The 14,894-nt window shown below is 34.2% G+C and carries 14 protein-coding genes; 7 read left to right on the top strand and 7 right to left on the bottom strand.

Going from position 1 to position 14,894, the window contains the following annotated elements; translation table 11 throughout:
* Nucleotides 1-2,099: DNA helicase RecQ (gene recQ, locus ACILQF_RS04265; protein ID WP_395626171.1), on the bottom strand; the 2,099-nt coding region annotated here is incomplete at its 3' end.
* A 91-nt stretch (nt 2,100-2,190) separates the two neighbouring features.
* Between recQ and ACILQF_RS04260 the strand changes: the two genes are divergently transcribed.
* Both ACILQF_RS04260 and ACILQF_RS04255 read left to right on the top strand, forming a co-directional pair.
* Nucleotides 2,191-3,156, top strand: coding sequence for an SIS domain-containing protein (locus ACILQF_RS04260; RefSeq protein WP_395626170.1), 966 nt, complete (start codon nt 2,191-2,193; stop codon nt 3,154-3,156).
* A gap of 14 nt (nt 3,157-3,170) precedes the next feature.
* Complete coding sequence (locus ACILQF_RS04255; protein WP_395626169.1) at nt 3,171-4,253, top strand: mannose-1-phosphate guanylyltransferase; 1,083 nt, start codon at nt 3,171-3,173, stop codon at nt 4,251-4,253.
* Here ACILQF_RS04255 and rlmB read toward each other — a convergent pair.
* Nucleotides 4,246-5,031, bottom strand: coding sequence for a 23S rRNA (guanosine(2251)-2'-O)-methyltransferase RlmB (gene rlmB, locus ACILQF_RS04250; RefSeq protein WP_395626168.1), 786 nt, complete (start codon nt 5,029-5,031; stop codon nt 4,246-4,248). The two genes, ACILQF_RS04255 and rlmB, sit on opposite strands and share 8 nt — an antisense overlap.
* A 284-nt stretch (nt 5,032-5,315) precedes the next feature.
* On the opposite strand from rlmB, the gene dnaB reads away from it, so the two are divergent.
* On the top strand, nt 5,316-6,881 hold the full coding sequence (dnaB, locus tag ACILQF_RS04245) for a replicative DNA helicase (protein ID WP_395626167.1): 1,566 nt from the start codon (nt 5,316-5,318) through the stop codon (nt 6,879-6,881).
* Between the two features lie 20 nt (nt 6,882-6,901).
* Here dnaB and chrA read toward each other — a convergent pair whose 3' ends face one another.
* The gene (chrA, locus tag ACILQF_RS04240) at nt 6,902-8,107 is read right to left on the bottom strand and encodes a chromate efflux transporter (RefSeq protein ID WP_395626166.1); all 1,206 of its coding nucleotides are present in this window, start codon (nt 8,105-8,107) and stop codon (nt 6,902-6,904) included.
* Between the two features lie 2 nt (nt 8,108-8,109).
* A complete protein-coding gene (locus ACILQF_RS04235; RefSeq protein WP_395626165.1) occupies nt 8,110-8,445 on the bottom strand; it encodes a heme biosynthesis protein HemY in 336 nt (111 codons plus the stop codon).
* A 43-nt stretch (nt 8,446-8,488) separates the two neighbouring features.
* On the opposite strand from ACILQF_RS04235, the gene ACILQF_RS04230 reads away from it, so the two are divergent.
* The 4 genes from ACILQF_RS04230 to ACILQF_RS04215 all read left to right on the top strand — a co-directional run bounded on the left by ACILQF_RS04230 (nt 8,489) and on the right by ACILQF_RS04215 (nt 12,240).
* Entirely contained in the window at nt 8,489-9,226 is a 738-nt protein-coding gene (locus ACILQF_RS04230) for an electron transfer flavoprotein subunit beta/FixA family protein (RefSeq protein WP_395626164.1), read from the top strand.
* Between the two features lie 49 nt (nt 9,227-9,275).
* Nucleotides 9,276-10,253 carry an electron transfer flavoprotein subunit alpha/FixB family protein gene (locus ACILQF_RS04225; RefSeq protein WP_395626163.1) on the top strand — a complete coding sequence of 326 codons (978 nt, stop codon included), beginning with the start codon at nt 9,276-9,278 and terminating at the stop codon, nt 10,251-10,253.
* Between the two features lie 44 nt (nt 10,254-10,297).
* A complete protein-coding gene (locus ACILQF_RS04220) occupies nt 10,298-10,894 on the top strand; it encodes a bifunctional nuclease domain-containing protein (protein WP_395626162.1) in 597 nt (198 codons plus the stop codon).
* 71 nt (nt 10,895-10,965) lie between these two features.
* Entirely contained in the window at nt 10,966-12,240 is a 1,275-nt protein-coding gene (locus ACILQF_RS04215) for a NupC/NupG family nucleoside CNT transporter (protein ID WP_395626161.1), read from the top strand.
* Between the two features lie 77 nt (nt 12,241-12,317).
* Here ACILQF_RS04215 and ACILQF_RS04210 read toward each other — a convergent pair whose 3' ends face one another.
* From ACILQF_RS04210 to ACILQF_RS04200, 3 genes are all read right to left on the bottom strand, one after another.
* Entirely contained in the window at nt 12,318-13,604 is a 1,287-nt protein-coding gene (locus ACILQF_RS04210; RefSeq protein WP_395626160.1) for a citrate synthase, read from the bottom strand.
* A gap of 169 nt (nt 13,605-13,773) precedes the next feature.
* Nucleotides 13,774-14,307 (bottom strand): DUF3347 domain-containing protein, encoded by a 534-nt coding sequence (locus tag ACILQF_RS04205; RefSeq protein WP_395626159.1) that lies wholly within the window; start codon nt 14,305-14,307, stop codon nt 13,774-13,776.
* An 80-nt stretch (nt 14,308-14,387) separates the two neighbouring features.
* Nucleotides 14,388-14,606 carry a VF530 family DNA-binding protein gene (locus tag ACILQF_RS04200; protein ID WP_395626158.1) on the bottom strand — a complete coding sequence of 73 codons (219 nt, stop codon included), beginning with the start codon at nt 14,604-14,606 and terminating at the stop codon, nt 14,388-14,390.
* Between the last annotated feature and the right edge of the window lie 288 nt (nt 14,607-14,894).

Genomic DNA, 14,894 nt, shown 5'->3' with positions numbered 1-14,894 from the left:
TCTTCAATAGAATCAGTTTCAGTCGATTTAAAGTAATCGAATACTTCTTCCTGCCTATCATCCTCAATTACTTCATCGATATAATAATTGAGATTAAGCTTTGTACCAGAATTAACAATGGTTTCAAGCTCCTTTAAGATTTCATCAAATGAAATTCCTTTCGCAGAGGCAATATCCTCCAATGAAATTTGTCGGTCAATATTTTGAATAATAGAAACCTTTAAAGCTGATTTATTTGCAGCAGTTTTAATGATTAAATCTACAGGACGATCAATATCATTTTCATCAACATATTTTTTAATTAGGTCGATGAAGGACTGACCAAATTTCATTGCTTTTCCAGAGCCTACACCTTGAATTTGTTTAAGTTCATCAAGAGAAACAGGATAGTGAGTACACATTTCATCAAGCGAAGGATCTTGAAAAATCACAAAAGGAGGCAAGCTTTTTTGCTTGGCAATTTTTTTCCTCAAATCCTTCAACATTTGGAGCAACTGGGTATCTAAAGTTCCACTTTGTTGTTGAGATTCTTCAACTTCATCTTCAGCCACATCCATTAAATAATTAAGAATAAATTTAATTGAATGAGGGTTTTCAATAAATGCAATTCCCGATTTTGTAAGTTTTAAAAGACCATAATTATCAATATCCTTGAATACATAATTATTAAGAAGCATTTGACGCATTAAAGACTTCCAAAGGATTTCTCCATCTTCTTTACCAGAACCAAAAACAGGCAGCTTACTATGCTCATAAGAACTAATTTGGGAAGTTTCAACTCCCATCATTATGTTGATCATATACAGATCGTCAAACTTTTCTCCAAGATCCCTTATAAGTGTCAATACTTTTAAAAGTGGGGCTTCAGCATCAAAATATTTTTTAGGATGGCGACAATTATCGCACATATTATCACATCCTGTTTCGTTAAAATTTTCACCAAAATAATGAAGGATTTGTTTTCGCCTACATACAGATGATTCTGCATAATCAATAACCTCTTTTAAAATCTGCGTACCTATTTCTCTTTCGGAAACAGGTTTATCCTTCATGAACTTGGTAAGTTTTTCAATATCTTTTTGTGAATAGAAAGCCACACATATTCCCTCACCACCATCACGACCAGAGCGACCTGTCTCTTGGTAATAGCCTTCCATACTCTTTGGAATATCATGATGAATAACATATCGAACATCCGGCTTATCTATTCCCATACCAAAAGCGATCGTAGCTACAATAACATCTACATCTTCCATCAAGAAATTATCCTGAGTTTCTGCACGCGTTTTAGGATCTAGTCCGGCATGATACGGCAATGCTTTAATTCCATTGAGTTTTAATGCTTCAGCTACTTCCTCCACCTTTTTACGACTCAAACAATAAACTATTCCTGATTTTCCTGAATTTAGCTTAGCATACCTAACAATTTCCTTAATTACATTACGCTTAGCTCTAACTTCATAAAATAAATTAGGCCGGTTGAAGGATGATTTAAAAAGAACTGCATTATTCATCTGCAAGTTTTTTTGTATATCCTGTTGAACTTTTGGCGTTGCGGTTGCAGTGAGGGCAATAATTGGAATATTATCACCAATATTATCAATTACCTGCCTAATTCTACGATATTCAGGTCTAAAATCATGTCCCCATTCCGAAATACAATGGGCTTCATCAACAGCAACAAAGGAAATTAATATCCCTCTTAAAAAGTCAATATTTTCTTGCTTAGTTAAAGATTCAGGAGCAACATAAAGTAACTTAGTCTCACCACTTGTTACATCTTCCTTAACTTTAGTAATTTCAGATTTATTGAGAGATGAGTTTAAAAAATGTGCAATACTATCTGTACCACCAAAAGCCCTTAATTGATCCACTTGATTTTTCATTAAAGCAATCAATGGTGAAATAACTATGGCAGTGCCCTCACTCATAAGTGCAGGCAACTGATAACAAATGGATTTTCCTCCACCTGTTGGCATAATTACAAAGGTATCTTTCCTTTGCAGTATACTAGTAATAATGGCTTCCTGATCACCTTTAAAGTTATCAAAGCCAAAAAAATTCTGTAAATTATCGAATAACGATTTGTTTATTTCCATTATTTAGCTGGAAAAAATTGAAAATAGGTCATAATAATATTCAAAATAACATATTTTTGCGGTTAAATATCAATTTATTAAAAAAAATCATTTGAAAAGCAAAATTGAAATATTAGAAATAGCACGAAAGACGCTGCAAATTGAAGCGGAAGGCATAAATCGAATTTCAACACAATTGAACGATGATTTTTCAGAAATAGTACATCAAATTTTGTACCTAAAAGCACGTGTTATACTAACAGGGATAGGAAAAAGTGCAATAATTGCCCAAAAAATTGTCGCAACCTTTAATTCCACAGGCACTCCAGCAATATTTATGCATGCTGCAGATGCCATTCATGGTGATTTAGGCATGATTCAGCAAAATGATTTAGTTATCTGTATTTCAAAAAGCGGCAATACACCCGAAATTAAGGTATTAGTGCCATTATTGAAACAAGGTGGAAATAAACTTGTCGCAATGGCAGGCGATAAAAACTCTTTTTTAGCAAAAGAGGCCAACTGGCTGCTTGATACATCAGTAGAAATGGAAGCATGCCCTCATAACCTAGCTCCAACCACTAGTACCACTGCACAATTGGCTATGGGTGACGCTTTGGCAGTTTGTTTACTTGAATGCCGCGAGTTTAGCAGTTCAGATTTCGCTAAATATCATCCTGGAGGATCCTTAGGAAAGCGATTATACTTAACAGTTGAAACTTTAGCTTCACAAAACGAGAAGCCCTCTGTTAATTCATCAGCTACCGTAAAAGAGGTTATCATAGAAATTACCAGAAACAGACTTGGAGCTGTAGCTGTTGTAGATGATGGGAAACTAAGTGGAATTATTACCGATGGTGATATCCGTAGGATGTTAAACAATAATACAAGTATTGATGGTTTAACAGCTGCAAACATCATGACAAAATCTCCAAAATATATCGATAAGAACGAACTTGCCGTCAACGCACTTGAAATTCTTCGCGTTAATAATATTACCCAAATTCTTGTAGGTTCAGAAAACAAGTTTGAGGGATTCATTCACCTTCATGATCTTTTAAACGAAGGGATAATTTAATATTTAAAACAACTATGAAAAATCATTACGTCCTAATAATGGCAGGTGGTATTGGCAGTAGATTCTGGCCTTTGAGTCGCACTTCACACCCAAAACAATTTATTGATATTTTGGGGACAGGCAAAACACTAATTCAGCAAACTTTCGATCGTTTTTTAAAAATCGTTCCTAAAGAAAATATTTTCATTTTAACGAATGAAAATTATGTGAATCTTGTGATGGAGCAGCTTCCAGGTATCGATCAATCACAAATACTTGCTGAGCCTATTATGCGCAATACAGCCCCTTGCATTGCCTATGGAAGTCATAAAATTCGCAAAATTAATCCAGATGCTGCGATTGTAGTTTCTCCATCAGACCATTTAATAATTGATTCGGATGAATTTACACGCTGCATTAAATTATCATTAGATACGGCAATTGAAAACGACTGTTTAATTACCCTAGGAATAAAACCATCAAGACCTGACACAGGATATGGTTACATTCAGTATAATACTTCAAAAATCGGAGAGGATTTCTTTAAAGTAAAGACATTTACTGAAAAACCTAACCTCGAAATTGCCAAAACATTCGTTCAAAGTGGTGATTTCCTGTGGAATGCAGGAATTTTTGTTTGGTCGGTAAAGAACATTCTAAATTCATTCGAAATACATCTGCCTGAAATAAATGATATTTTTAAAGAAGGTGAATTAGTTTACAACAGCGAAAAAGAGGCAGATTTTGTACAATCAGCATTTTCACAATGTACCAATATTTCTATAGATTATGGAATCATGGAAAAAGCTGATAATGTTTATGTTTTACCAGCTGAATTCGGTTGGTCAGATCTTGGTACCTGGGCATCAATTTATGATATATCAGAAAAAGATTATGTTGGAAATGCTGTAATTCCTTCAGAAAAAGTAATAATGTACGATTCTTCTAATTGTATGGTTAATGTTTCAAAAGATAAACTACTTGTCCTGCAAGGCCTACACGATTTTATTGTAGTGGAAGAAAACAACACCATCTTAATCTGTCCCAGAGATAAGGAACAAGAAATTAAGCAAATTGTTGCTGATGTTAAACAGAGATTCGGAACTGAATTTATTTAGCAGCAAGCTTTTGTCTGATGGCTTCATACAATAAAACACCAGCAGAAACTGACACGTTTAATGATTCGATTTCTCCAAACATTGGAATTTTGGCAAGGTGATCTGAAACACGAATTAAATCAGTTGAAATACCAGTTTCTTCAGAACCCATGATAATAGCTGTTGGAACGGTATAATCTGGTTGATATAGAAAGTCGTTGGTTTTTTCTGTACATGCAACTAATTGTAATCCAGATTCTTGAAGAAATTTAGCGGTCTTCAGCAGACTTTCATGACGGCAAACAGGGATTTTGTAAAGTGCACCTGCAGAGGTTTTAATAGCATCTGGATTAATTTGTGCAGATCCTTTTGCAGGAACTATAATGGCATGTACACCAGCGCATTCGGCAGTCCTAGCAATTGCTCCAAAATTACGAACATCCGTAATACCATCTAAAATTAAAACCAAAGGCACCTCGCCCCTTTCATAAATAAGGGGTATGATGTTTTCAATTTTGTCGTAGCTTATTGGAGAGATAAAGGCAACAGCACCTTGATGATTTTTAGTCGTTAAGCGATTAAGTTTTTCAATAGGAACTAGTTGAAATCCAATTTCTTGATCTTTTAATAGCGTACGTAACTCAAGTATTATACCTCCAGTTAGCCCTCTTTGCAAAAATAAATTCTCAATTTCTTTACCACTTTTAATAGCCTCAATAATGGCACGAATTCCAAAAACCATTTGGTTTGATTCATGAACTTCATACTCACGTTTTCTTTTAAAAGGGCTACTGTTCATTTTTGCTAATATTATTTGGTGAAGGTAAATATAATTTCCCTTTTAGTAGAAGATAGTAGTTTTATAATGTACAAGATGATAGTTTATTAACATGATAAAAACTTATTAACATTACGATTGTGATAATTTGAATATGATTTTATAAGATATCAACATTTTTTTTTGTTTTTATGTTAATAACATACTTGATTTATATTTTCATATTAACACCAAATAAATAATTCAAAATTTGAGTGTGAAAAACTTAAACTTTACTGCTCTAATTTTTATATACTTTTGTTGTTATGAGTTTAGATCAGGAACAGGAATACAATAAAAGCACGAAGGGTACATTTTCTGCTGACCGTAGAAATAAGTTAAGCACAATGGCTAGTGGTTTAGGGAAATTGCCGCCACAAGCTTTAGATCTTGAAGAAGCGGTTCTGGGTGCTCTAATGCTTGAAAAAGATGCATTATCAGCAGTAATTGATATTTTAAATCCTGCTGTATTTTACAAGGATAGCCATCAAAAGATTTTCGAAGCTATTCAATTTCTTTTCCAAAAATCGTCTCCAATTGATATCCTAACAGTTACAGCTCAACTTCGTCAGCAGGGCGATTTAGAAATGATAGGTGGTGCCTATTACATAACCGAGCTTACCAACCGAGTGTCATCGGCAGCCAATATTGAATACCATGCTCGAATTATTTCACAAAAGTTCATCCAAAGGGAACTGATTCGAATTTCTACAGAAATTATCAGTAAATCTTATGAGGATACCACAGATATTTTTGATTTACTTGATCATGCAGAGAAGAATTTATTTGATATAGCACAAAATAATTTACGAAGAGACTCCAGAAAAATGGATGAGATTATTCGTGAATCATTAGAAAATCTTGAAAAAATAAAGGATAAGGTTGACGGTTTAACAGGTGTAGCCTCTGGATTTACCGCACTTGATAGAATTACCTCTGGTTGGCAGCCATCTGATCTGGTGATAATTGCTGCAAGACCTGCCATGGGTAAAACCGCTTTTGTATTGAGTTGTGCACGAAATGCGGCAGTGCAATTTAATAAGCCTGTGGTGTTCTTTTCTTTGGAGATGTCATCCGTTCAGCTTGTCAATCGTTTAATCTCGGGTGAAACAGAAATTGAACAAGAAAAAATAAGAAAAGGTCATTTAGCTGAATGGGAATGGCAGCAACTACATTCCAAAATCGGAAAATTAACTGAAGCACCTCTATTTATTGACGATACACCAGCATTAAATATTTTTGAATTTAGAGCAAAATGCAGACGCTTGAAGGCTCAGTACGACATTCAAATGATCATTATCGACTACCTCCAATTGATGCATGGTAAAAGCGATGGTAAAAGTGGCAATCGTGAACAGGAGATTGGCAGTATTTCAAGAGCGTTAAAATCAGTAGCAAAAGAATTAAATGTACCTGTTATTGCACTCTCTCAACTGAGTCGTGCAGTAGAAAACCGCCCAGGTGGAAGTAAAAAGCCAATGCTATCCGATTTAAGGGAGTCTGGATCAATTGAACAAGATGCAGATATGGTATTGTTCCTTTACCGACCTGAATATTATGGATTAACAGAAGACGAAGAAGGTCGCTCAACCATAGGAATCGGTGAAGTTATTATTGCCAAGCATAGAAATGGAGAAACAGGCACCGTTCCTCTCCGGTTTATAGGTAAATTTGTGAAGTTCGTTGATTTAGAAGAAGATTTCAGTAGTCCATCTGGAAGTAAACCTAATCCATTTGCAGGAATTTCACCATCTGACGATTTCGAAAAACCCAATAACTTCATTATTCGTCCTTCAAGAATGGATGATATGGATGATGAACAACTTTTTTAGAGGCAAAAATACTCGATTTATCAGATAAAAAACCCTAAAATAGCTCCTAATAGTATTATTAAAGGGGTTTTTACCTTGGTAAACTGAAGCAATAGAAAAGTAATAATTACTATTCCAATTGAAAGAAAATCTGTGCCTACTGGTTTTAAAAGTAGAAAAAATGCTGCAATCATAAAACCTACAGATACCGCATTAATGCCAGATAATGAGTTTTTTATTCGAGTAATCTTCTTCAAATCATTCCAAAATGGGACTATAAATAGAATTAATATTATTCCCGGTAAATTAATCCCAAAAACAGCAATTAAACCCCCCATAATTTGTCCGTAGACATTATAATCAGCATTTCTTAAGGTCATTCCACCAACAAATGCGGTAAAGGAAAATGTCGGACCAGGTAAAGCTTGCTGAAAAGCATAACCAGTCAAAAATTGATTGGAGTCCAAATAGCCTTTCATCTCCACAAACTCAGTATACATAAATGGAACCAACACTTGACCACCACCAAAAATCATAATTCCATTCCTATAAAAATTCTCAAATAAACGAATGGGTAAACTAAAAGGAGAAGTTCGATTGATCAAAGCACCTAGAGCAGCAAAAAACAAAAGGACACCAATAAAATAGCTTATTTTACGAGGATTTATATTAGAAAATAGCTTAAACCTAAGATTATTCTCTTCGGCAGCGGTTTCTATGGTGGATGAAACAATTCCACCGATTAAAATTAGAATTGGGAAAGCATAGGCATTTCTTAAAATCAAAGTCGCAATTAAAGAGCCTATTGCAAGCCAAATAGCGGTTTGAGATTTTAAAACAGAACGTGCAAAAGAAAATGCAGCAAAACCAACAATACCAATAGCTATAGGCTGGATATATTCTAATACTTTTTCAAATTTTTCTTTCTGACCTAAAAATGTGTAGCTGAGAACCGCTAAACACATTAAGGCAGTTGAAGGAATTATCCAAATAAAAAAGGTGATTATTGCCATTGGTAATCCGCCAACCTTAAAGGCTATACCAATTAAGGTTTGTGTAGAGGATGGTCCAGGAAGTATTTGTGTTAAAGCATTAAGCTCAAGCAATTCTGTTTCAGAAATATATTGCCTTTTTTTAACAAAATTTTTTAACATCATGCCCAAATGCGCCTGAGCTCCGCCAAAAGCAGTTAATGTAAACCAAATCACATCATAAGTAAATAATAATTGACGTTTGGTCCAAATCATCTTTAATCGTCTTCATAATCTAAACCTGCAGCTAAATTGTAAACTGCTTGCAATTCCGAAAAAGCATGATTATCACCAGATTTTCTAGCTATTTGCATTCCTTTTTGATAAGAAAGTAGAGCTTCAGATTTTCTATTTAGCTGCTCATATAATTTACCTACATGATAATAAGTACCCACATAATCAGGGTGTTTAGATAATAAATCCTCAAAATAGAAAAGAGATTTATCTAAATCATTCTGACTCAAATATTCGGTTGCTAAGGCATATTTTAAAAATGGATCATTAGGTTCATTTTTAAGAAAATCTAAAAGCTTTTGTATACGTATTTGATACATTTTTATATCTTTTTTAAGTAGATTTGTAAAAAGAGAAATCTATATGAAAATATTAGTTTGTGTCAGTAATGTTCCCGATACAACAGCAAAAATAAGTTTTAGCAGTGATAATACACAATTCAATGCAGCGGGTGTTCAATATATATTAAACCCCTATGATGAAATCGCTTTGGCGAGGGCTATTGAATTAGCTGAAAACGGCAAAGGAACAGTAACAGTAATTCATGTTGGAGAAATTAGCGCTGAGCCAACAATTAGAAAAGCATTGGCTATTGGTGCAGACGATGCAGTTCGTATTAATTCAACAGCTCGTGACGCATATTTTGTTTCCAATCAAATAGCACACTATGCTAAAGATAAGGGATTTGATATAATCCTAACTGGCCGTGAATCAATTGACTATAACGGTTCACAAATAGCAGCAATGCTTGGCGAATTATTAGACATCCCATCCATTTCAATAATTAAAAAACTTGATATTGATGATGATCACGCAAATATTGTTCGTGAAATTGAAGGTGGTAAAGAGATTTTAAGTGTTTCATTCCCATTTGTTGCAAGTTGTGCTGAGGGTGTAGCAGAATCTAAAATACCGAATATGCGTGGTATAATGTCTGCTAGAACAAAAGCACTAGAGGTTTTAGAGGCGGTAGCAGTGGATCAATTAATAAAATACACTTCCTACTCTGTTCCAGCTCCTAGAGGATCTGTAACAATGCTTTCAGATAACGAAGCTGAAAAACTTGTTAATCTATTGCATTCAGAAGCAAAAGTTATTTAATCAATATATCATCGAATTTAAATCCCTTTAAAGGGCTAAACTAATTAATATGTCAGTTTTAGTATACGTTGAGAATACAGGTGGTAAGTTTAAAAAATCCACATTTGAAGTAGTTTCATATGCCGCTGCTGTGTCAAAACAGTTAAATACAGAATTAATTGCCATTTCCATTGGGGAAGTTAATCCTAGTGACTTGAGTAAACTTGGTAATTATGGCGCCAAAAAAGTACTAAACGTTAGTAGTGATCAATTGAAAAGCTTTGTTAACCAAGCTTATGCTTCAATTATCGCTGAAGCAACAAATAAAGAGGATGCTAGTGTTGTAATTTTATCTAATTCATTTACTGGCAAAGGGCTTTCTCCACGTATTGCGGTAAAATTGAGCGCAGGATTAGCAGATGGCGCTGTTGAGCTTCCTAAAACTGATAATAATATATTTACAATAAAAAGATCTGCCTTTTCAGGGAAAGCCTTTGCAACAATCGAATTAACATCCGCAATTAAGGTAATTGCCTTAAATCCAAACTCTTTTCAAATTAATGAAAGTAATGAGAGTGCAATAGTTGAAAATTTTGTTCCAGCATTGAAGGAATCAGATTTTCGCACCATGGTATCTGAAATAGTTAGAGCAAGTGATAAAATAGCTCTGCCAGATGCAGAATTAGTCGTTTCAGCTGGACGTGGCATGAAAGGCCCTGAAAATTGGGCTATGATTGAAGAACTCGCCAAATTACTTGGTGCGGCAACAGCATGTTCAAAACCTATTTCTGATGCAGGCTGGAGACCTCATGAGGAACACGTTGGTCAGACTGGTATAGCGGTAAGTCCGAATTTGTACATCGCAATTGGAATTTCTGGTGCCATTCAACACCTTGCTGGTGTAAGTTCATCCAAAACTATTGTAGTAATTAATAAGGATTCTGAGGCGCCATTTTTTAAAGTGGCTGATTATGGTATTGTTGGGGATGCATTTGATGTAGTTCCTAAATTAATAGAGGCAGTAAAAGCTTATAAAGCACATTCTTAAATTCATTTTTTGATTTTAATTCCTAATCCTTTAGGCTTTTTTTTATGAAAAAGATTAAACTAGATATTGTAGGCTTATCCTATAGTCAGACACAATCTGGTGCTTATGCATTAGTTTTGGGCGAAGTGAATGGGCGCAGAAGATTACCTATAATAATAGGGAGTTTTGAGGCACAAGCCATTGCAATTGAAATTGAAAAAATGACTCCTAGCAGGCCATTAACTCATGATCTTTTTAAATCATTAGCTGAAAATTATCACTTAAATATACAAGAAGTAATTATTTACAATTTAGTTGATGGAATATTTTATGCCAAACTAGTTTGTTCAGATGGTAAAAAAACTAGCGAAATTGATGCTAGAACATCGGATGCAATTGCATTATCCGTGCGATTTAATTGTCCTATCTATACATATGAATTTATTTTAGCAAGTGCAGGTATTGTTATTGAAGGAAATGAGTTTGTATTTCTTGAAAATATTGACGCACCAAAAGAAGAGAAGGTAGCAAGCACTACTTTAAACTATAGTTCACTTTCTGAAGATGAATTAAAAAATAAGCTTAAAGATGCACTTGCAGAAGAAGCTTATGAAAAGGCTGCAAATATTCGCGATGAACTTTCTAGACGGAAATCTTCATGAATTTTCGAATTAAATCATTATTTATAAATCTTATTCCTAAATTTCGCGATTAATTCAGTTTTATAGATTCTATGGAAAGATTTACCGGTCTTATTGGCGTTGTTTTAATTTTTGGTATCGCCTTTTTAATGTCTAATAATAGGAAAGCGATTAATTACAGATTGGTATTTTCAGGAATAGCCATTCAATTATCCCTAGCAATTTTCATTCTTAAAGTTCCGGTAGGAAAAGCAATTTTCTCATGGTTAGGATCTGCAGTTACTAAAATCCTGAATTTTTCCCAAAAAGGAGCTGAATTTGTCTTTGGCCCATTGGTTAATTCCGTCAATATGGGAAAAGCTTTTGGAGCTGGAAATGAGTTTATCTTTTTCTTCAACATTATCCCCACAATTATATTTGTGGCGGTTTTAGTTAGTGTTGCATATTATCTTGGAATCATGCAGAGAATTGTAAAATTCATAGCAATGATTGTTTATAAGCTTATGGGCGTTTCTGGGTCTGAAGCCTTATCTAATGTTGCGAGTGCCTTTGTGGGTCAGGTGGAGGCTCAAATAATGATTAAGCCTTATTTAAAAGGGATGACCATGTCTGAGCTTTTGGCATCAATGACCGGAAGTATGGCTTGTATTGCCGGTGGCGTAATGGCTGTTTACATTGCTATGGGTGTTCCAGCCGAATATTTAATTGCTGCTAGTTTGATGGCCGCTCCGGCTGCCCTTGTTATTTCTAAAATAGTTTGGCCCGAGACTGAAATTTCAGAGACTAAGGGAAGAGTATCACTTGAAATTAAAAAAACAAACGCAAACTTAGTAGATGCTATTTCTCATGGTGCAAGCGATGGCTTAAAAGTTGGTTTAAATGTGGTAGCCATGCTAATTGGATTTATTGCTATTATCGCTTTAGTGGATTTTGTTTTAGGTAAAATTGGACTTGGTTTAAGTAGTTTAGGAATGTCGCTTTCATTTATTGGCATTAACCTACAAACATTAAGTCTAAATCAAATATTAGGCACTCTATTCTCAATATTCGCTTATGCAATGGGAGTACCCGGGAAAGATATTCAAGTTGCAGGTTCTTTAATGGGCACCAAAATGGTTATCAATGAGTTTGTAGCCTACCTTGACTTAGTAAAAATCAAAGAAACGCTTGATCAAAAAACAATCGTTATCACCAGTTTCGCATTGTGCGGCTTTGCTAATTTTAGTTCAATTGCCATTCAAGTTGGCGGAATTGGAGAGCTTTCTCCAGAAAGAAGAACAGACCTGGCTAAATTAGGTATGAGAGCATTAATTTGTGGTACTCTTGCATCCTACTTATCAGCAACGATTGCTGGGATATTAATGTAAATTGTACTATTTTCTAAAATATTTAACACAAAAAAAATCCGGTGAAATTAATTTCACCGGATTTTTTTGTTATCACACTAGCGTTTCGCTAATTCTACATATTCGCGAACAACCTCTCCAGTAAAAATTTGTCGCGGTCTGCCAATTGGCTCCTTATTTTCACGCATTTCCTTCCACTGAGCGATCCAACCCGGTAAACGACCAAGGGCAAAAAGTACAGTAAACATATCTGTTGGGAATCCAAGGGCACGATAAATAATACCCGAATAGAAGTCAACGTTTGGATAAAGCTTACGTTCCACAAAATAAGGATCATTAAGCGCTGCTTCCTCAAGTTTCTTAGCTATTTCTAAAACAGGATCGTTAATACCTAATTTTTCAAGGATATCATCACAAGCTTTTTTTATGATTTTAGCTCGTGGATCAAAATTCTTATACACACGATGACCGAATCCCATTAATCGGAAACTATCATTTTTATCCTTTGCTTTGTTTATCCATTTATCCGTATCACCACCATCATTCTTAATTGACTCAAGCATTTCAATAACAGCCTGATTAGCGCCACCATGTAATGGACCCCATAAGGCAGAAATACCCGCTGAAATTGAAGCATATAAATTGCACTCTGATGATCCTACGATACGAACCGTTGAGGTTGAGCAATTCTGTTCATGATCTGCATGTAGTATAAACAATACATTCATAGCTTTAACGATAACCGGATCAATTTCTATCACTTCAGTACGCTGCCCGAAAGTCATGTTTAAGAAATTACTTACATAATCAAGGTTATTCTGAGGATAGATTATTGGATGACCCAAAGATTTCTTGTATATCCAAGAAACAACGGTAGTCATCTTTGCAAGAAGCTTTATAATCGTTAAATTTTGCTCTTCTGCAGTTTGCTTAGAATTTAAAGATTCAGGATAAAATGATGATAGTGAGCAAATTAGGGAGGATAACTGACCCATAGGATGCGATTTTGATGGGAAACCATCAAAAAACTTCTTCATATCCTCATGAATCAGCGTATGTCTGGAAATATCAGACTGAAAAGCATTTAACTTAGTTTGATCAGGAAGATTTCCATAAATCAATAAATAAGCCACTTCAAGAAAAGTTGATTTCTCAGCCAATTCCTCGATGCCGTAACCTCTATATTTTAATATTCCTTCCTCACCATCTAAATAGGTGATTGCACTTTTTGTTGCGCCTGTATTTTTATAACCAGAATCGAGGGTAATAAAACCACTTACATCTCGTAATTTTGAAATATCAATGGCTTTTTCGCCCTCAGTACCGGTTATAATTGGCAGTTCGTATGTTTTTTCTCCTATTTTTAAGGATGCTAATTCCGACATAATATTATAAAATGGTTATAACACAAAACTAATAAATAAGCTCATTTTTGAGCTATTTTTAATAAAATGATTTGCAATATTTCTGTTAAAAAATGATAATTGTTCATTTATTGAAAAGAAAATCAAAAATGAATGCTAAAAACTAGAATTTAAAAATTACTTTGAGAAATTATTTTTTTTCAATAGCTTCTTTAACTTCACCGCAATTGAGCATTTCATCTCCATAATAAGGATTTCTTATCTCAGTTTCAGAGGCAAGCCAGTATCCACCTTCTCCTTCATTTGCCATCGGACAATACTGAACAAACATGCTTCCTGATGTAATTTCTGCTTTTTTAAACATAGTAATCAATTCAGTACTAAGTGTAGTAAATATAATTCTTTGTTTAGATAGAGATACTTCTGAGGCCATATCTGTGGCCATTTTAGTAATATTTTCAGTACCCGTAATTTTAGCAAGTGTACTTGCAAGATCTTTTGCAGCACTTTGAGTCTGAGTTGAATCAGATAAAACAAGTACATCTTTCAATTTTAAATATTGATCATAAGCTAAGTCGGTATTAGCATCTTTCAGCTCAATATCTACAGGTTTAGAAACGCTAGTAGAATCATTTTTTGTTGTTTCTTCATTTTTTTGCTCAACCTGATTACAAGCAACAAAAAACAATAACAAAGCAGGTAAAAATAATTTTATATTATTCATGATTAATAATTTGGTTGTTCAAATATCATTATTTTAAGGCAATTAGAGGCAGAAAAAAATATAATAGAACAATATTTGGCTTAATTTGGTTGACTTTTTATGGTCTTTATATACAACTCTTCCACCTTTTTACGAGCCCAATCAGTTTTTCTTAAAAATTTTAAGCTTGAGTTAATACTCGGATTGTCTATAAAACAATTAATTCTAATAATGGAACTAAGTTGTTCCCATCCATATAAATCAACTAAATATGTTAGAATCGATTCTAAGGTTTTACCATGAAGTGGGTCTGGATTCATAAAATATTTTATTTATTAATCAAAGGTACCAAGCAATAACGTTTATTTAGCCAAAATTGAAATAAGATTTAAAGGCAGCTAATTTTAATAGATTTGCACTCACTATATAAATGCAATAATTATGAAATATAAATTAGGTGAATTTGTTCGATTTGTAAATGAACGAAGAGAAGGAATAATAACTCGAATTATTGATGAAGATACAATTGCAGTAACAGATGATGATGGATTTGAAATTCCAGTTCTTGCTAGCCAGGTGACCCGTGTTCATGGAAAAAGTGTGCTAAC

It is taken from the genome of Daejeonella sp., from assembly GCF_044232565.1.
In the GTDB taxonomy this organism is placed as follows: domain Bacteria; phylum Bacteroidota; class Bacteroidia; order Sphingobacteriales; family Sphingobacteriaceae; genus Daejeonella.
Note: the sequence above shows the minus strand (reverse complement) of the source record. Positions and strands in the feature narration are given on the sequence as shown.